The 18,973-nt window shown below is 42.7% G+C and carries 15 protein-coding genes and 1 tRNA gene; 10 read left to right on the top strand and 6 right to left on the bottom strand.

Annotation, left to right across the window (positions count from 1 at the left end; all coding sequences use genetic code 11):
* Nucleotides 1–224 precede the first annotated feature (224 nt).
* The gene (gene ettA, locus ACE01U_RS03045; protein WP_086209193.1) at nucleotides 225–1,886 is read left to right on the top strand and encodes an energy-dependent translational throttle protein EttA; all 1,662 of its coding nucleotides are present in this window, start codon (nucleotides 225–227) and stop codon (nucleotides 1,884–1,886) included.
* Nucleotides 1,887–1,951: 65 nt separating this feature from the next.
* Here ettA and ACE01U_RS03040 read toward each other — a convergent pair whose 3' ends face one another.
* The 5 genes from ACE01U_RS03040 to ACE01U_RS03020 all read right to left on the bottom strand — a co-directional run bounded on the left by ACE01U_RS03040 (nucleotide 1,952) and on the right by ACE01U_RS03020 (nucleotide 5,499).
* Complete coding sequence (locus tag ACE01U_RS03040) at nucleotides 1,952–2,755, bottom strand: DUF4198 domain-containing protein (protein WP_395578675.1); 804 nt, start codon at nucleotides 2,753–2,755, stop codon at nucleotides 1,952–1,954.
* Between the two features lie 143 nt (nucleotides 2,756–2,898).
* Nucleotides 2,899–3,240 carry a hypothetical protein gene (locus ACE01U_RS03035; RefSeq protein WP_395578674.1) on the bottom strand — a complete coding sequence of 114 codons (342 nt, stop codon included), beginning with the start codon at nucleotides 3,238–3,240 and terminating at the stop codon, nucleotides 2,899–2,901.
* A 153-nt stretch (nucleotides 3,241–3,393) separates the two neighbouring features.
* Nucleotides 3,394–3,469: transfer RNA gene (locus ACE01U_RS03030), tRNA-Glu, on the bottom strand.
* Nucleotides 3,470–3,561: 92 nt separating this feature from the next.
* On the bottom strand, nucleotides 3,562–5,070 hold the full coding sequence (gene gltX / locus ACE01U_RS03025; RefSeq protein ID WP_086209058.1) for a glutamate--tRNA ligase: 1,509 nt from the start codon (nucleotides 5,068–5,070) through the stop codon (nucleotides 3,562–3,564).
* A gap of 144 nt (nucleotides 5,071–5,214) precedes the next feature.
* On the bottom strand, nucleotides 5,215–5,499 hold the full coding sequence (locus tag ACE01U_RS03020) for a hypothetical protein (protein ID WP_086209057.1): 285 nt from the start codon (nucleotides 5,497–5,499) through the stop codon (nucleotides 5,215–5,217).
* Nucleotides 5,500–5,901: 402 nt separating this feature from the next.
* Between ACE01U_RS03020 and ACE01U_RS03015 the strand changes: the two genes are divergently transcribed.
* The 9 genes from ACE01U_RS03015 (at nucleotide 5,902) to ACE01U_RS02975 (ending at nucleotide 16,369) form a co-directional block, all read left to right on the top strand.
* Nucleotides 5,902–6,900, top strand: a complete 999-nt coding sequence (locus tag ACE01U_RS03015; RefSeq protein WP_086209056.1) for a sulfate ABC transporter substrate-binding protein — start codon at nucleotides 5,902–5,904, stop codon at nucleotides 6,898–6,900.
* Between the two features lie 252 nt (nucleotides 6,901–7,152).
* Nucleotides 7,153–8,172 carry a sulfate ABC transporter substrate-binding protein gene (locus ACE01U_RS03010; RefSeq protein WP_086209055.1) on the top strand — a complete coding sequence of 340 codons (1,020 nt, stop codon included), beginning with the start codon at nucleotides 7,153–7,155 and terminating at the stop codon, nucleotides 8,170–8,172.
* A 187-nt stretch (nucleotides 8,173–8,359) separates the two neighbouring features.
* Entirely contained in the window at nucleotides 8,360–9,283 is a 924-nt protein-coding gene (gene rsmH, locus ACE01U_RS03005; protein WP_086209054.1) for a 16S rRNA (cytosine(1402)-N(4))-methyltransferase RsmH, read from the top strand.
* Nucleotides 9,283–9,615, top strand: a complete 333-nt coding sequence (gene ftsL, locus ACE01U_RS03000) for a cell division protein FtsL (RefSeq protein ID WP_086209053.1) — start codon at nucleotides 9,283–9,285, stop codon at nucleotides 9,613–9,615. Before rsmH ends, ftsL begins: the two co-directional genes overlap by 1 nt.
* A gap of 12 nt (nucleotides 9,616–9,627) precedes the next feature.
* Complete coding sequence (gene ftsI / locus ACE01U_RS02995) at nucleotides 9,628–11,451, top strand: penicillin-binding protein PBP3 (RefSeq protein WP_395578673.1); 1,824 nt, start codon at nucleotides 9,628–9,630, stop codon at nucleotides 11,449–11,451.
* Nucleotides 11,452–11,458: 7 nt separating this feature from the next.
* Nucleotides 11,459–12,955 carry a UDP-N-acetylmuramoyl-L-alanyl-D-glutamate--2,6-diaminopimelate ligase gene (locus ACE01U_RS02990; protein WP_291373356.1) on the top strand — a complete coding sequence of 499 codons (1,497 nt, stop codon included), beginning with the start codon at nucleotides 11,459–11,461 and terminating at the stop codon, nucleotides 12,953–12,955.
* 9 nt (nucleotides 12,956–12,964) lie between these two features.
* A complete protein-coding gene (locus tag ACE01U_RS02985; protein ID WP_395578672.1) occupies nucleotides 12,965–14,374 on the top strand; it encodes a UDP-N-acetylmuramoyl-tripeptide--D-alanyl-D-alanine ligase in 1,410 nt (469 codons plus the stop codon).
* The gene (gene mraY, locus ACE01U_RS02980; RefSeq protein ID WP_058870423.1) at nucleotides 14,375–15,493 is read left to right on the top strand and encodes a phospho-N-acetylmuramoyl-pentapeptide-transferase; all 1,119 of its coding nucleotides are present in this window, start codon (nucleotides 14,375–14,377) and stop codon (nucleotides 15,491–15,493) included. It abuts the gene before it with no gap.
* 69 nt (nucleotides 15,494–15,562) lie between these two features.
* Nucleotides 15,563–16,369, top strand: coding sequence for a putative RNA methyltransferase (locus tag ACE01U_RS02975; protein WP_395578671.1), 807 nt, complete (start codon nucleotides 15,563–15,565; stop codon nucleotides 16,367–16,369).
* Between the two features lie 39 nt (nucleotides 16,370–16,408).
* Here ACE01U_RS02975 and ponA read toward each other — a convergent pair whose 3' ends face one another.
* Complete coding sequence (gene ponA, locus ACE01U_RS02970; protein WP_119063244.1) at nucleotides 16,409–18,940, bottom strand: penicillin-binding protein PBP1a; 2,532 nt, start codon at nucleotides 18,938–18,940, stop codon at nucleotides 16,409–16,411.
* Between the last annotated feature and the right edge of the window lie 33 nt (nucleotides 18,941–18,973).

The raw sequence follows: 18,973 nt of genomic DNA, 5'->3' as shown, positions 1-18,973 counted from the left end.
TATGAATGTTTATCTAAAATTTTCATAATGAAGTGTAAGTTTTAACTTGGTAAGCATATAAAAACTGCTGAAAACAAGCGTTTAAAAAACACTCGAACTGAAAGTTGTAACATTGCATTGAAGATCGGTTTAATGCCTTATTTTTTCAGCGCATTCATCGTATAATGCCCCAAAATATTTTTCGCTGTTTTGCGATTTTTTGGTTTTCTATTGAGGAGTCCTGCGTGGCCCAATATATTTATACGATGAACCGAGTGTCTAAGATGGTTCCGCCTAAGCGCGAAATCTTGAAAGACATCTCTTTGTCATTTTTCCCGGGTGCAAAAATTGGTGTGCTTGGTTTAAACGGTGCAGGTAAATCGACCTTGCTTCGTATTATGGCTGGCGTAGACAAAGATTTCTCTGGTGAAGCTCGTGCGCAACCGGGTATCAAAATCGGCTATTTAGAGCAAGAGCCACCACTCGATCCAAATAAAGATGTTCGCGGTAACGTTGAAGATGGTTTACGTGAACCATTAGATGCTTTGGCACGCTTGGATGAAGTATTTGCTGAATATGCGGCTGAAGACGCAGACTTTGACAAATTGGCAAAAGAGCAAGAAAAATTAGAAGCGATTATCCACTCATGGGATGCACATAACCTGAGTAACCAAATGGATCAAGCTGCTGCAGCATTGAACCTTCCAGCTTGGGATGCAGACGTAACTTTACTATCAGGTGGTGAGCGTCGTCGTGTTGCATTATGTCGTTTGCTTTTATCTAAGCCAGACATGTTGCTTCTAGACGAACCGACGAACCACTTGGATGCAGAGTCTGTATCTTGGTTAGAGCGTTTCTTGAAAGACTTCGCGGGCACGATTGTGGCGATTACGCACGACCGTTATTTCTTGGATAACGTCGCTGAATGGATTCTTGAGCTTGACCGCGGTATGGGCATTCCATATCAAGGCAACTATTCTGCTTGGTTAGAGCAAAAGAATGCACGTTTAGAGCAAGAACAGAAGCAAGAAGAATCTTTTGCTAAAGCATTGAAAAAAGAACTGGAATGGGTTCGTTCAAATGCTAAAGGTCAACAAAAGAAAAACAAAGCACGTATGGAGCGTTTTGAAGAACTTAACTCACGTGAGTTCCAACAGCGTAACGAAACGTCTGAAATCTATATTCCACCTGGTCCGCGTCTAGGCAATAAAGTGGTTGAAGTAGAAGGCATCAGTAAATCATTTGATGGTCGCGTACTCTACGAAAACTTAAGCTTTACCGTACCACCTACAGCAATTGTGGGTATTGTGGGACCAAACGGTGCAGGTAAAACCACACTATTCCGTATGATGACGGGTGAACAACAGCCTGATACAGGTACGGTGACACTAGGTGAGTCGGTTAAAGTCGCTTATGTGGGTCAGATCCGTGATACTTTGGATAACAACAAAACCGTTTGGGAAGAAGTTTCTGGCGGTTTGGATATCCTAAGAATTGGCGAATACGAAATTGCATCACGTGCTTATATTGGCCGTTTTAACTTTAAAGGCCAAGATCAGCAAAAACGTGTAGGTGAATTGTCAGGTGGTGAGCGTAACCGTTTACAACTGGCGAAAATCCTGCAAATGGGCGCTAATGTCATCTTACTGGATGAGCCATCGAACGATTTGGATATCGAAACTTTACGTGCACTTGAGGATGCAATTCTTGTATTCCCAGGCACGGTAATGGTGGTATCGCATGACCGTTGGTTCCTTGACCGTATTGCAACGCATATCTTGTCGTTTGAGAACGAACAGCCTGAGTTTTATGAAGGCAACTATGCCGAGTATGAAGCATACCGCTTGGCTCGTTTAGGTGAAGATGCTGTACAAAAACGTACTAAATACAAGAAAATTGGCGGTTAATACTGTCGTTAGCCAATAAAAAAACCAGCCTTCGGGCTGGTTTTTTTATGTTTGTTAATTGTTTTCTAAGGAGTTTTAGAGGCATTCACTTGTAAGCTGATAATGCTGTAATACTGATTTTTAGGTTTTGCTTTGGCATCGACCTTTTCGCTCACTTCAATCAAGTATTGTCCAACCTGTTCAAAAGTGAGCGTGGCATTGCCTTGTGCATCAACAGGTGTGCTTTTTGCTTGCTGTTCAAGCTCACCTTGAGCGCGAACCATAAGCTCTGCATGCGCAAGAGCTTTGCCTGCTTGCGTAATTTGCAGTTGTACAGGTTGCTGTACATTGATTTGGTTGGGATGGGTTTTAAAGCTGACTTGAATTGGGGCTGGTGTTACAGCGACAGGTGAGGTGCTGTCCTTGCTGACATAGCTTTGAATGCTCCATTCACGAACCGTAGAGACCTTGCTTGGCACTTTACCTTTAAAGTCACTTGGAATGACATAGTCACGCTCACTCAGAGCAGGAACTTTGTCTGCTGCTACATCGGCAAAAATTTTCCACTGATGATTGTGTTGTACGTAATCAATTGGATACGAAGTCTTTGCGAAAATGGTATAGGTACCCTTTTCAGGAAGTTTGAGATCAAACGTTGCTGCTGAGTTTAAATTTTTTACGGGTTGAACGGCACTTTGAGTTTGGTTGGGCTGAAAAACAGTGAAGGATGTATCTTTTAAAGCGTATTCAGGATGAAAAGCTTGTTCTGCATAAGCACTGAGAACAGGAACTTGGGTATTCTCTGTGAGATAGGCTAAGGGTGCGACATAGGGTTCATGGGCTTGAGTCGCAGTGCTTAGAGCAAGCGCACAAAAGAGCATATTTCTCATGGCAATAAAGTTCCGAATAAAATCAAAAAGTGGGTTGATTATATCGAGAAAAAATACCATTTGATAATAATTATTATTTATAATTTGCCTGAAGAAAAAGGAGAGCTTGGCCTCTCCTTGATCTGCTGATATTAAGAGGGGATTTAAATTTCCCACTCATGGTCGCATTCGCGGCATTTCCATTTTTTTTGGGATTGCATAAAGCCTTGCATCGAAATTTTAAAATCTGGAAGATCTCGGTAAAACAAGAAACCCGCAACTACACATACGATAAACACGACAACCGTTGCAATTTGAAGTGTTGAGCCTGCACCATCCCCAAAGATCCACATTGCAATGCTAATTAACACCAGAAGTAATAACACAAAGATAGCAGGGATTAGAAAAACTAAACTTTTAGGCACAACTGGACGTGTTGCTGGAGCGCCTGCTTGAGCAACAGGCATAATTTTTGGACTTTGGCATTGAGGACAGCGGTATTGCATGACGACTCCGAAATTCTAATCTATGTTGTATTCTAATCGGATTAGTGCAGAAAGCCAAAAAAAGCGTTGGAATGGATGGCTAAGAAATTTCAGGCAATAAAAAACCCAAGTCATTATGCTTGGGTTTTTTATCAGATGTTGCCATCTTAAATATGGCGTCCCTACGGGGATTCGAACCCCGGTTACCGCCGTGAAAGGGCGATGTCCTAGGCCTCTAGACGATAGGGACTTATTGAGGCATCACGTTGAGTGGTTAACACCGTCTCTCTGTGTGAGCGCTATATTAGGGATATAACGTTCATGCGTCAACTAAAAAATCAATTAAGCGTTATCAACTGCATCATTTTTCGGCAATTTTAAGCTTTCATTTAGTTTTTCCCATACTTTTGCTTCTTTTTTGCTTGGACCGCCTACAATTTCAAGTGCATGACGTAAGCGCGCGAAGGTTAAGTCAGGGCCGATGGTAACCATGGTTTGCATCACAGGGGTTGAAGCAGTCGAACCTGCAATCGCAATAAAGAACGCTGGCATAAAGTCACGCAGCTTAATCTCCATCTGGGTGGCTAAGTCCATCAATGTTTGGCTTACTGTATCATTGTTCCACGTAAACATGCTTTCTAAGCGCCAAATCGCAAATTGAAGGCTCTGACGAACTTGCTCTTCGGTCAGCTTTTTGCTTTCAAACTGTTCTTTGCTCAGTGCGGGGAACTGATTAAAGTAGTGCGCAGACCAGTTTACGGCTTCTGAAAGTAAGTTGATCCGCGGTTGAATCGCTGCTGCGATGTCTTCGAGCATCTTGCGGTCAGATTTCCATGCCAGTAGTGTATCTAATAGTTCAGCTGGGCTTAAGCCTTTGATCCATTGACCATTGAGCCAATTGAGTTTTTCTACATCAAAAATTGGGCCACCTAAAGAAACACGGTGAATATCAAAATGCTCAATCATCTCAGCCAGATTGAACTTTTCACGTTCATCTGGCATTGACCAGCCCATACGACCTAAATAGTTCAATAGGGCTTCTGGCAAGACACCAATGTTTTTATAGTACGTGATTGATGTTGGATTTTTACGTTTTGACAATTTTGACTTGTCTGGGTTACGTAGCAAAGGCATATGACCCAGTACAGGCATTTCCCAACCAAAATATTGGTAAAGGAGCTGGTGTTTCGGTGCAGAAGGCAACCATTCTTCACCGCGGAACACGTGAGTAATTTGCATGAGATGGTCATCGACCACATTGGCAAGGTGATAGGTTGGCAAGCCATCTGTTTTCAATAAAACTTGCATGTCCACTTGTGCCCAAGGAATTTCTACTTCACCACGTAGCAAGTCATTGACTGTACAAATCCCTTCTTCAGGTACTTTCATTCGAATCACATGTGGCTCACCTGCAGCAAGTCTGCTTTGAACTTCTTCGGCAGATAGTTTTAAACCACGACCATCATACTTTGGTGTTTCACCACGGGCTTGCTGTTCAGCACGCATTTGATCAAGTTCTTCGCTTGTTGCAAAGCAGTAAAATGCATGACCTTTCTCAACCAAATCAAGAGCATATTGTTTATAGATATGCATTCGCTCAGACTGGCGATATGGTGCATGTGGACCACCGATGTCTGGACCTTCTGACCAATTCAGGCCTAACCAACGAAGAGAGTCTAAAATCATTTTTTCAGATTCAGGTGTTGAACGCAGTTGGTCGGTATCTTCGATACGTAGAATAAATTCACCACCGTGTTGCTTGGCATAGCATAAGTTAAATAATGCGATATACGCTGTGCCCACATGTGGGAAGCCTGTTGGAGAGGGAGCAATACGAGTACGAACAGTCATGGCCAATAATGATTCAGAATGTAAATTGAGGTCTATTATAACGAAAAAGCCCGACCACTTAATGCTTAATTCAACATTCCGTGATCAGACTTTTAATCGGCAACATCATCGCTTGAGAGAGGCGCTGATGTGATGCTTTTTTATTTAGAGGAAGAGCGATTGCACAAAACGACTGAAGCGTTGGTTTTGTGTAGCAAAGAAATTTTGTGTCGGTGCAACTTTAATTGAGGTCATGATTTTTAAATCAGTATCCGTCAATGTGTTTTTTTCACCACTTTTTTGTTGGCTGAGCGCTTTCTCAATCAACGATGTTTTTTCAGCAGGCATTGCAACTTTATCGTTGTTTTGAATTGCGGCACTGTGTCCTATTTGGCTCATACATGCCAAGCCGATACTTAAAGTAACGCTGTGTAAAAATGTTGCTTTCATGTCCTTATTCCCCCTCTCAACATGGTATTAGAACAGATTTTTATTAAAAGTCTTTTTCAATCTAGTTTCAATTTAACCAGTTTTACCAATAAAAAAGTGTAACTGTGTCACAAAATTTACAAAAATATAAAGAAAGTTTGGTTAAATTGACATTTCTAAATAGAAAATACAAATCGTTTGGCTTTTTGTACCAAACAAGTGTGGAGATAACATGAAGATTTCAAAATTTTAAGTGCGTAAATCAGTGTTTGCTCCGCGATGATTATGAGAAAAAGTATAGAGCTTAGTCATTCAAAAGATATCTTTTTATTCGATTTTGAAGTCATAATTAATTATAACTAGATGATTGTATTGATTTTTTGTTGTTTATATAGTGGGAAAATTCACTAAGAGTATAAAGCAATGAAAAAAATATTAGCGACATCTGTTTTTGTGTTACTGGGGGGCTGGGCTGCAACGACGTATGCAGCAAAAGATTTCTTAAATGTGTCTTATGATCCGACTCGTGAGTTCTATCAAGAATATAACCAAGCTTTTGGGCAATATTGGAAAACCCGAACAGGTCAGGAGGTAAACTTTAAGCAGTCGCATGGTGGTTCTGGCAAGCAAGCACGGGCGGTTGCAACCGGGCTACAAGCTGATGTAGTGACTTTAGCATTGGCCAATGATATTGATGAAATCGTCAATACGGGACAAATTGATAAAAACTGGCAAAAAGAATTTCCAAATAACTCTGCTCCTTATACTTCAACCATTGTGTTTTTGGTACGTAAAGGTAATCCAAAGCACATTAAAGATTGGAATGATTTAACCAAGCCAGATGTTGAAATTATTACCCCTAATCCCAAAACGGGAGGGGCTCCACGCTGGATTTATTTATCAGCTTGGGGTTATGCATTGAAACAGCCAGGTGGAAATGATGCCAAAGCCAAAGAGTTGGTCAAAAAGCTGTATCAAAATGTCAAAGTACTGGATTCAGGCGCACGCGGTTCATTAACCACATTCGCTGAGCGGGGGATTGGCGATGTGCTTTTGTCTTGGGAAAATGAGGCTTTACTGGCAACGCAAGGTTTGGGTAAAGACAAATACGATATTGTTTACCCGTCTATTTCGATTCTTGCTGAGCCATCAGTTGCGATTGTGGACAAAACCGTCGACAAAAATGGCAATCGGAATTTGGCCAAAGGCTATTTAAATTATTTGTATTCGCCTAAAGGGCAAGAGTTGGCTGCGAAGCATTTTTTCCGCCCGCGAAATAAACAGGTCGCGAATAAATATATTGCACAATTTCCAAAACAAAAAACATTTAATATTAATGATGTCTTTGGTGGATGGGCTAAAGCGCAAAAGACTCATTTTGTGAATGGTGCGATTTTTGATCAAATTTATACTGAAAAATAAGTAGCTTAGCTTAATAAATGAATGTTTGATCAGTGAAAGTGAATAGTTATATATTCACTTTCTGCATATTTAAAGCATAAAAATCTATTTAATTGGAAGAAATAAAGAGCGGATTATTATTTTGAATAAAAACAGTGGATTAATCCTGTTTAAATTAAAGGTCGCAACAATTTAATCATGAAACACGAATTGTGGTTTGTGATTTTGTTTCATATATTTAGCATAATTTTAGATATTTAATTTAATGTTGCTATGAAAACCCATTTAAAATTTATTCTGACTGCTGCTTTATTTGCATCAGGCCTGACATTGAGTGTTACTTCAGCACAAGCTGCGGATCGTACTATGCTCAATGTATCTTATGATGCAACACGTGAGTTTTATGATGAATTTAATCAGTCTTTTGCTGCTTACTGGCAAAGTCGTACAGGACAAACGGTCGAGTTTAAACAGTCACATGGTGGTTCAGGTAAGCAAGCACGTTCGGTGGTGGATGGTTTAAAAGGCGATGTAGTGACTTTGGCTTTGGCCAATGATATTGATGAAATCGTGAAGTCTGGTCAAATTCAACCAGGCTGGCAAAAAGAGTTTCCAAATAACTCGGCACCTTATACATCGACCATTGTATTTATGGTGCGTAAAGGTAACCCGAAAAAAATTAAAGACTGGTCTGATTTAACCAAACCGGGTGTACAAATTATTACGCCAAATCCAAAAACAGGCGGATTGCCACGGTGGGTGTATTTGTCCGCTTGGGGTTATGCATTGAAACAACCTGGTGGTAATGACACCAAAGCGAAAGAGTTTGTCAGTAAAATGTACCGTAATGTAAAAGTCATGGATTCTGCAGCACGTGCTTCAATGACGACATTTGCGGAACGTCGCATAGGTGATGTGTTATTGACGTGGGAAAATGAAGCCTTAGTGACACAAAAAACATTAGGTAAAGACCAGTTCGAGATTATTTATCCTTCGATCTCGATTTTAACTGAGCCTTCTGTCGCAATCGTAGATAAGACCGTTGAAAAAAATGGCAATAAGTGGTTAGCCAAAGGTTATATTAACTATTTATATTCACCGATCGGTCAGGAAATGGCTGCGAAATATTTTTACCGTCCGCGTAATGCTGCGATTTTAGAAAAATATAAAGCGCAATTTCCACCCTTACAAACTTTCACCATTGATGAGGTTTTTGGGGGCTGGGCGAAAGCGCAACAGACTCACTTTGTGAATGGGGCAATTTACGATCAGATCTCAAATAACCGTAAATGAGTTAGGCTCGCTTTGCTGATGCTGTTTAAAAAGTCTCCTACGGGAGGCTTTTTTTATGACAGTGGCTGTTTTGAAACGGTTTTGTCTATGAAAAGTAATATTTCCGTACAAAAAGTCGTTTGGAGCTTTGTTAAAACAAGGTAATAATGTGCAGTTACATTTTTCCTTCCGATCGTATTGAGTCTTTATGTCGCATATTTCTGTATTACTTCACGAAACTGTTGATGCTTTGGTAGCAGATCGCAATACAGGAATTTTCATTGATGGCACGTTTGGTCGTGGCGGACATACCCGTTTATTGTTATCTAAACTGGATGAAAATGCGCGTGTCTATGGCTTTGATAAAGACCCACAAGCACTGGAAACAGCGGCTATTTTAGAACAAGAAGATCCACGTTTTAAAATTATTCATGCCAGCTTTGCTGACCTGAAATATGAGCTCGAAGCACGTGGGATTGGCTTGGTTGATGGAGTCATGGCAGATTTGGGTGTGTCTTCACCGCAGCTTGATCAGGCGGAGCGTGGCTTTAGTTTTATGAAAGATGGTCCGCTTGATATGCGTATGGACAACTCGCAAGGTCCAACGGCAGCGCAGTGGTTGGTGAATATTGAAGAAGAAGCCTTAGCCAATGTTATTTTCCAATATGGCGAAGAGCGTTATAGCCGACGTATTGCGAAAGCTATCAAGGCTGCAGGGTTGATTGAAACCACAGCTCAACTGGCCGAGATTGTGAAAGTGGCACACCCGAAATGGGAAAAAAATAAACATGCTGCAACCCGAACTTTTCAGGCCATTCGTATTGCCATTAATAAAGAATTAGAAGATATTGAAGTTTTTCTACCGCAGGCGGTAGATGTGTTAAAGCCGAATGGTCGTTTGGCGGTCATTAGCTTCCATTCACTAGAAGATCGCTTAATTAAACAATTTATTCAAAAAGAGTCGACACTTGAAGAAGATTTGGGCTGGGGCATGCCACAACAACGCGTAGATACGCGTCGTTTAAAGAAAGTATCACGTGTGAAAGCAAGTGATGCCGAAGTGAAAGCCAACCCACGTTCACGTAGTGCATGGCTTAGAGTTGCAGAACGCTTAGTAGCAAAAGGCGAATAATGAAAACTGAAGTCGTTGAAAAAACTCCAACAAAGTTAAAGTTTAAGAAGTTCATTGCTTATGCCATTTTATTGGTGCTGGTGTTTATCAGTGCCATGATGGTGGTCTTACAAGTTTTTGAATATCGACATGACTATCGTGAAATGAGCTCTTTTATGCGAGAGCGCGATGACCTGAATGCAGAATGGGGGCGTTTGTTGATTGAACAGCAAACCTTTGGCGCAACTGCACAAATTGGAACGCGCGCAGTGACACAACTTCGAATGTATTCACCTCCTGCGGCACAAACCGTAGTAATTTCTTTACCCACGACTTCAGAAAATAAAAAATAAGGCCGCTGCAACATGGTAGAAAAGCGTAAACCCACCCGTAAAAAACAGCAAGCGGTGACTGAAAAATCAGCGTTACAGGTTGAGATGTGGCGTTTTTATCTGATGTGGGCAGTGGTTTTAGCCTGCTTCTTTGCTTTGGTCGGACGTGCTTTTTATGTTCAGGTGATTAATACTGAATTTTTACAAAACAAAGCCAATGCCAATATTTTAAGAACTGAAAAAATTAAGGCCATGCGTGGCGTAATTTATGACCGTCATGGTGTACCTTTGGCGATCAGTACACCAATTATGAAAGTGGTGATTGATCCTCGTGATTATTTTGATAATAAAAAGTTATTTGATGAAATCACCGCTGAATTAGCCAATGATCCGCATAATCGTAAATTGAAACGTCAATTGCCTGATAAAAATTTAAATTTAGATGAGTTGGCTGATGCTGTTGGCATGGATCGGGCCGAGTTAAAGCAAAAGTTGAACGAGCGCCCTCGTTCACGGTATTTGGTTTTGCAAAAAGAAGTCCCGCCACAGCAGGCAGAGCTGATTATGAAGCGAGGCTTCCAAGGGGTGTATACCGAAAAGAACTACAAGCGCTATTATCCTCAGCCCCAGCCGAATGCACAGATTATTGGTTTGACCAACAGTGAAGGTTCAGGCATTGAAGGTCTGGAAATGCAGCTCAATCAACGTCTTTCAGGTATTGATGGTGAACAGCAAGTCGTTCGTGACAAAAAGGGCAATCGCTTTAAAGATCCAGAAGTAATCAAAGAAGTTGAGCCAGGGGAAAATATTACCCTCAGTATAGATTCGCGTTTGCAGTACATCATGTACCGTGAGTTGACTGCTGCGGGTGTAGCGAACAATGCCCGTTCTGCAACAGCCATTGCGGTGGATGTAAAAACGGGTGAAATTTTAGCGATGACGTCATGGCCATCGTATAACCCGAATGATAAAAATAGTTTATCGAATAAAGATGCCATGCGTAACCGTGGAGCGGTTGACTCTTTTGAACCAGGTTCAACCATGAAACCTTTAACCATTTCTATGGCTTTGGAAAGTGGAAAATATCAACCTAATACCGTGGTGAATACTACTCCAGGTTCGATGCGGGTCGGCAACCATACCATTCGTGATACGCATAACTATGGCCCATTGACTTTGGGTGGCATTATTCAAAAGTCCTCGAACGTCGGTGTGGCAAAAATTGCGCTTTCACTCCCTTATTCAACTTTGCCAACGTTTTATAAGCGTTTGGGCTTTGGTCAACGTTCGGCAGTGAAATTTCCGGGTGAAAGTGGTGGTCTAATCTTACCACCAAGTAAATGGAATATTTCCGAAGTTGCAACAATGGCTTATGGCTATGGCTTGAATGCCACTGTGCTGCAAATGGTAGATGCTTATGCCATGTTGGCAAACAAAGGGGTAAAAATGCCTTTGAGTTTGTATAAGTTGGATGCACCACCTCAAGGTGAGCAAATGATTGATCCAAAAATTGCGGATCAAGTCTTGCTGATGATGGAAACTGCAACCTTGCCAGGTGGTACAGCGACTCGTGCGACCATTCCGGGCTACCGTGTAGGTGGTAAAACAGGTACAGCACATAAATTACGTGCTGACCGTAAAGGTTACTCAACCAACGAATATCGTGCGCTTTTTGCTGGCGTTGCACCTGTGAGTGATCCACGTTTGGCGATGGTGGTCGTGGTTGAAAACCCACAAGGCACTTACTATGGTGGTACTGTATCGGCACCTGTGTTTGCCCGTGTTATGCAAGAATCCTTGCGTTTAATGAACGTTCCTTTAGATAAACCCTTAGATTCTCCCGAAATCAAGAGATAGGTGATGAATGTCTATTACATTTCAACAACTCTACACCGTTAACTCAACTGCTGAATGGATGACACAGCCATTTCAGGGTTTTGTTCTTGATAGTCGTAAAGTACAGGCAGGACAAATCTTTATTGCCCTGACCTCGTTCTCACAACCTGAAAAGACAGCTCAATTTGCACAAACGGCCTTAGACAAAGGTGCCTTGGCGGTGGTGAGTGAAATTGACCTCGGGCTTGAAAACAGCATTGTAGTGCCGAATGTGCGTCACCTCATGGGAGAGTGGCAGAAACGATATTTGTTGACGTGTCATCCTTTTACGCCTGCGCGGATTTTAGCGGTCACGGGAACCAATGGTAAAACCACGATTTCTCGTTTGGTTGCAGAACTGTTGATGCTCCAAGGTAAATCATGTGCGGTGATGGGAACCACAGGCAATGGTATTTTGCCGAATCTAGAAGCCTCTTCACATACCACATTAGATGCTGTGCATTTACAAAATGCGCTATATACCTATGCGACTCAAGGTGCGGAATTTGCTTCTATTGAGGCTTCTTCACATGGTTTAGAGCAAGGCCGTTTAGCGGGTTGTGAAATTGAAATTGCAGCCTATAGCAATTTAAGTCGTGATCATTTGGACTATCACGGCACACTTGAGGCTTATGCCGAAGCCAAATCTCGCTTGTTTCAATTTCCGTCATTGAAGGTCGCTGTGATCAATCTGGATGATGAGCACGCTGGGGTCATGATGCAAGCCGCGCAAAATAATCCAGCTCAACCAAAAATATTGACTTACTCAACTACCCAGCCTGCCGATTATCAGGTGAAGAATATTCAATATAGCCTGACAGGTGCAAATTTTAGCTTGTGTACGGAACATGCTGAATATCACATACAAAACCCATTACTCGGTCATTTTAATATTGAAAATTTGGTCGCAAGTTTAATTGTGGTGGAACAAGCAGGGTTCGATCTGACCACTGTTGTTGCAACAACAGCACAGCTCAAAGGTGCACCAGGCCGTATGCAAGTGATTCGAGATGATGCACGTTTGTTTGTGGTTGATTATGCACATACGCCTGATGCTCTGGTGCAAGTTTTAAGCACGTTGAAGCGTCATGTAGAACACCAGCTTTGGGCAGTATTTGGCTGTGGTGGAGACCGTGATCGCGGTAAACGCCCACTCATGACCCAAGCTGCATTAAATGGGGCAGATGTGGTGATGTTAACTTCAGATAATCCACGTACCGAAGATCCTGAGCAAATTTTTTCAGATATGAAAGCAGGCATTGATTTTGCAGATCGCGTGGTGCATGAAATCCGTGATCGTCGTGAGGCAATTAAATTTGCCGTTCAGCATGCCAAAGCGGGTGATATTGTGGTTATTGCAGGCAAGGGTCATGAAAATTATCAAGAAATAGAGGGTGTTCGGCATTGGTTTGATGATGTCGTTGAAGTCCAGTCAGCCATTGATACCCAAACCCACACTACAGATTCTGCTTACCCTGCACACTAAGGAAGTCGTATGCATACCTCTACAACAAGCACAGTGCCTTTAATGCCATGGACAGCAGCACAATTGGTCGAAGCAACCCAAGGTTATTGGTTGAACGACAAAGCACCCAATACGGAGATTAAGCGTATTTTGACGGATTCACGTCATGCAGAAGTGGGTGATGCATTTTTGGCACTCAAAGGTGAGCGTTTTGATGCGCATACTTTTATTGCACAAGTTACTGAACAAGGTTGTCAAGTTGCCATTGTGAGCCAACCTATTGATGCAGAGATTTGCCAGTTGGTGGTACCTGATACGCGTTTGGCACTGGGGCAGCTAGGAGCTTACCGCCGTGCACAGTATCCACAGTTAAAAGTGATTGCGCTGACGGGCAGTAGTGGTAAGACCACCACCAAAGAAATGCTAGGCAGTATTTTGTCACGTATAGCGCCCACCTTGGTGACACGAGGCAATCTGAATAATGACTTGGGTGTACCAGTCATGTTGCTTGAGCTTCGTCCTGAACATCAATATGCGGTGATGGAGCTAGGGGCAAGTCATCAAGGTGAAATTGATTATACTTCGAACTTGGTCCAACCTTTGGTTGCAGGCATTATCAATATTGGTACAGCACACTTGGGTGAATTCGGTGGACGCGATGGTATCTGCCGTGCCAAGTCTGAGATTTATGCGCATATTACTGCAAATGGTACAGCGATTGTTCCTGCGGCCGATGACTTTGCCGATAGCATTCGCCAAGCTGTACAAACTGAACAGGTGCTCAGTTTTGGTCAAGGTGGTGACATTTTTGCCACTGAGATTGAATTACATGCACAATCGGCAACCTTTCGCCTAAATACACCTCAAGGGGGGCGTCAGGTAGATTTGCCGTTTGCTGGGGAACATAATGTTCAAAATGCAACTGCTGCAGCCGCTTTTGCGTTGGCAATTGGTATTGCTTTAGATGATATTGTACTGGGTTTAGAGCAAGCGGTCGGGGCGAAGGGGCGTTTAAACTTTATTCAACAGGGTGCGCATTTGTTTATTGATGATACCTATAATGCCAATCCAACCTCTATGCGTGCTGCTGCCGAAGTACTTGCACAGCAAGATGGTATTCGTGTGATGGTGACGGGTGATATCGGTGAGCTAGGCAGTGCTGCGGCACAGCAACACTATATGTTGGGACGTGATTTGGTTTCGGTGAAAGGGCTGAATTTCGTCGTTGCTGTAGGTGAGTTTGCACCTGCTGCACAAGAAGGTGCACGCAGCACTCAATATGGCAAAAAAATGCAGGCTTTTTTAACTCAAGAGCAGGCATTGCCTTTTTTACATAGTTTAATTGAAACACATCAACCCCAGTCAATGAGTTTCCTCTTTAAAGGTTCTCGTTATACCCATATGGAAACGTTGATGGCTGATTTGATGGAGAAACTCTAAATGTTGTTATGGTTATTTGAACAACTGGCGGGCTACCATAGCTCGTTTCAGGTGGTTCGTTATTTGACATTGCGTTCTTTGCTCAGTGTTTTAACCGCACTGACCATTGGTCTAGTGCTCGGTCCTGTGATGATTCGCAAGTTGCAAGCACTCAAATATGGTCAAGCCGTGAGTTCATATGCTCCTGAAAATCATGCCAAAAAAATGGGCACGCCAACTATGGGTGGTGTGTTGATTTTAATGTCGATTGGTATTTCAACACTGTTATGGGCAGACCTATCTAACCCTTATGTGTGGATCGTCTTGGCGGTGATGGTGATTTTTGGTGCCGTGGGTTGGGCCGATGACTGGATCAAGATTCGCTATAAAGACAATGCGGGTTTACCTGCACGTAAAAAATTCTTTTGGACATCGGTTGCGTCATTAGGGGCAGGTATTGCACTGTATGTGATTGCACAGCAACAGACCAATCCTGTGCATACTGCAAATATGCTGGATTTGCTGATCCCGTTTTTTAAAGATTTAAGTATTCCTTTGTCGGTGATTCCACTGGGGATTGGTTTTATCATTTTCACCTATTTGGTGATTAATGGTGCTTCTAATGCTGTAAACCTCACTGATGGTTTGGACGGTTTAGCAATTATGCCCGTGGTGTTGGTTGCTGCGGGTCTGGGGGTATTTGCTTATTTGGCTGGCGATGTGCGGTTTGCCAATTATTTACATATTCCTTATGTGCGCTTTGCTTCAGAGTTGGTAGTGATTTGTGCTGCGATGATTGGTGCAGGTTTAGCTTTCCTTTGGTTTAATGCACATCCTGCACAGGTCTTCATGGGTGATGTGGGTGCATTATCATTGGGTGCAATGCTCGGTACAATCGCTGTAATGGTTCGTCAGGAAATTGTCTTTGCCATTATGGCTGGTGTATTCTTGGTGGAAGCCATTTCAGTCTTCTTACAAATTGGTTCACTCAGAATGCGTAATAAGCGGGTATTTCTGATGGCACCTTTACACCATCATTATGAGAAAAAAGGCTGGCGTGAAACTCAAGTGGTGATTCGCTTCTGGATTATCACAATTATGCTGGTAGTTTTAGGGCTAATGACCTTAAAATTGCGCTAAGCAAAAGGATGAAAACAGTCGGCATTTGCCGGCTTTTTTTATGCCTGAGGTAATGTCTTGGAGAAAATAATGAATCTGCTCATGTGTCCTGTGTGTCGTGAGGCTTTAACTTTAAACGAAAGAACATGGCGCTGTGCGAATTCACATAGTTATGATGTGGCAAAACAAGGCTACGTCAATCTGCATGTCGTACAACACAAGCACAGTAAGAACCCGGGGGATACACCAGCGTCTGTACAAGCACGCCGTGCATTTTTAAGTGCAGGGTATTATGCGCCTTTACAGCAAGCCGTAGTGAACAAAGTACGCGAGCTTCGGATTGAAAACTTACTGGATATTGGTTGTGGTGAAGGTTATTACACAGACGCGATGCAGGCAGAAGTGCTGCAATGTGTTGGTGTCGATATTGCGAAAAATGCAGTGCAAGTGGCTGCGAAAATCAATAAAAATATCACGTGGGTGGTGGGTACTGGGGCGACCTTACCTGTACTGGATCAGTCAATTGATTTATGCAGCAGTTTATTTAGTCCGATTCCAAAACAGGAAATTTTAAGGGTGCTCAAGCCGCAAGGATATCTATTGGTGGTGACGCCTGCGCCTCAGCATTTATATGCAATGCGTGAGGCTTTGTTCAAAGAGGTCAAGCCGCATGAACCAAGCAAATTTGTAGAACAGTTGAGTGATGTGTTCGACTTGGTGAGTGATGATGTGGTTGATGCTGAATTTAAGCTTAATCAGCAGGACTTAAAAAACCTGATTGCGATGACGCCTTATGCCTATAAGGCAAAATCAGAGCGCCGTGAAGCTTTGGAGGCGCAAACAGCTTTTGAGTTACACGCCCAGTATCAAATTTTACTGTTTCAGAAAAAAGCATGAGTATAAAAAAGCCCGCAATCTAATCTGCGGGCATTTTTATTATTGGACTTGATCAATCAAATGATCGAGTGCATCGGCTTTCGGTTTAGGTTGTTCTTTGGGCGGCGTTTGCATGGTTGGCGGAGCACTGTTCTGTGGAACCAGTGTTTCCTCTTCACCCGGTAAATCATCAAAGTCTCGTTCAGGAGAACGCGGCACCACCACTGGTGCAGGTCGATACAAGGGCTGTGCTAAAGGCGGAGTCGGGCCTAAATTACTTTGAACAGCTCCTTTTTGATGGCGCTGAACTGGAGCTTTGGCTTTGGCGTCCAGTTGAACCCAAGAAGAAGGTGTACCTTGTAAGGCTTTAGCCATAAAATCTGTCCAAATTGGCAAGGCAGCTACACCACCGTATTCACGGCGTCCTAAAGTCGTCGGTTGATCGAAACCGACCCATGCCACAGTTACCAATTTACTATTAAAGCCTGCAAACCAAGCATCTTTCGCATCATTGGTGGTTCCCGTTTTCCCCCCTAAGTCATCCCGCCCAATGCGTAGAGCAGCACGACCTGTACCATGTTGAATCACGTCTTTTAAAATATTGGCCATATCATAAGCAGAGCTGGATTTTAAAATACGTTGTGCTTGGCGATAGTCACTATTGATCTCCACTGGATTCGCTGATTTTTCAGCAGAGTTTAGATCTTGGTTGGTGACTTCAATCACTTCATCATCAGGTGTTATGGTCTCAGCAGATTGAGGGTTTGATTCTTGTTGAGAAATACAACTGATACATGCATATTCAGGGTTGTTCTGATAAATGATTTTGCCATAAGCATCTTCAATACGATTGATGAAGTGTGGTTGAATGCGATAACCACCATTGGCAAAGGTTGAGTAACCTGTAGCCATTTGAATTGGTAAAACCTGAGGTGTTCCGAGTGCAATTGTATAGTTGCGTGGAATCTGTTCATCGGTTAAGCCGAAGTCCATGAATAATTGGCGTGTCCGCTCAATCCCCACTGTTTGTAAGAGTCGAACAGAAACGGTATTCCGCGATAAATACAATGCACGACGCAGGGGAATCATACCCAAATAGCGACCATCAGCATTACGCGGTGACCATTTTCCAATAGTGATTGGACTGTCATTGACCATGCTATACGGTGTCATACCGCGTTCTAAAGCGAGTGCGTAAACAAAGGGTTTAATAATTGAACCGGGTTGGCGCCAACCTTGTGTGGTTCGGTTAAATTTAGACTGATAAAAGTTATAACCACCGACCAACGCTTCTACAGCCCCATTGTTTGGGTTCAGTGCAATCAGCTGGCCCTGAACTTTAGGTAGTTGCACCAAAGCCCATGAGGTTTTGTTGTCATTCGGGCGCAGGCGTACAATGTCTTTCACTTGAACAATTTGGGATGCTCTTGATGGCGCACCACCTACCGCATTGGCATTGCGATAAGGGCGTGTCCAAGACATACCAGACCATGGCACGGTTACTGTTGAGCCATCTTGCATTAAGGCATCAAAACTATTTTGATTGACACGGGTGACTTCGGCAGGGAAGGTGTTGGCAAACGCACTAAAGTTACTTAAAGGTTTGTCATGAGCTTCTGCACCACGCCAGCCATGACGACGGTCATAGGCTTCTAAACCATCTTGCACCGCTTGTTCAGCATAGGCTTGGCGTTCACTGTTGATGGTGGTGTAAACCTTATAACCAGAGTCAATGGCATGCTCGCCAAACTTTTCAATCAGTTCGCTACGGACCATTTCACCGATGTAGGGAAATCGGTTACTTACCCCGCGATCAGGCATATCGAGGTTAATCGGTTCCGCAATGCCTTTTTCATATTGGCTTTGATTGATGTAGCCGAGTTGGAGCATGCGACCCAAAATCCAGTTACGACGTTCTAAAGCACGTTCTGGGTTGACCACTGGATTGTATTTCGAGGGTGCTTTAGGCAGACCTGCAATCATCGCCATTTGTGCGATGCTAAGCTCATCTAAGTTTTTGTTGTAGTAAATTTTAGCTGCCGCTGCGATACCGTAGGCATTTTTACCCAAGAAAATTTTGTTGACATAGAGGGTTAAGATTTCCTCTTTCGTCAAATTCTGTTCAATTTTTCGTGCCAGAAAAACCTCAGTCAATTTACGTTTTAATGTGCGCTCGGGACTGAGATAATAGTTTTTCGCTACTTGCATGGTGATGGTCGAACCACCCGTTTGTACATTTGAGCCTGTAATGCTCTCACTCACAGCACGGCCTAAACCTTTAAAGCTAATGCCACTATGTTCAAAAAAGGAAGAATCTTCCGCCGCTAAAAAGGCATGAATAAAACTTTGTGGGATCTGATCGTAATCAACGGGTACAGATAGCTTGCCACCATATTCCGAAATGAGTTGGTTATCCGCACTATAAACCTGTAAAGGTTTTAGTAATGGTGCCTTTTTTAGAGTTGTCATTTGCGGCAAAGATGGGGCAATATAGAGATACATGCCATAAAAACCCATTGGAATTGAGACCAACATTATAATAATGATCAAAAAAAATGGATGAACACGGCCCGAACAAGATAGCTTTTTCATAACAAGTAAGTTTTAATAAGAGCTAATGGCAAA

This window comes from Acinetobacter halobius (genome assembly GCF_044130335.1).
In the GTDB taxonomy this organism is placed as follows: Bacteria; Pseudomonadota; Gammaproteobacteria; order Pseudomonadales; family Moraxellaceae; genus Acinetobacter.
This window is presented reverse-complemented; position numbering and strand designations above follow the sequence as displayed.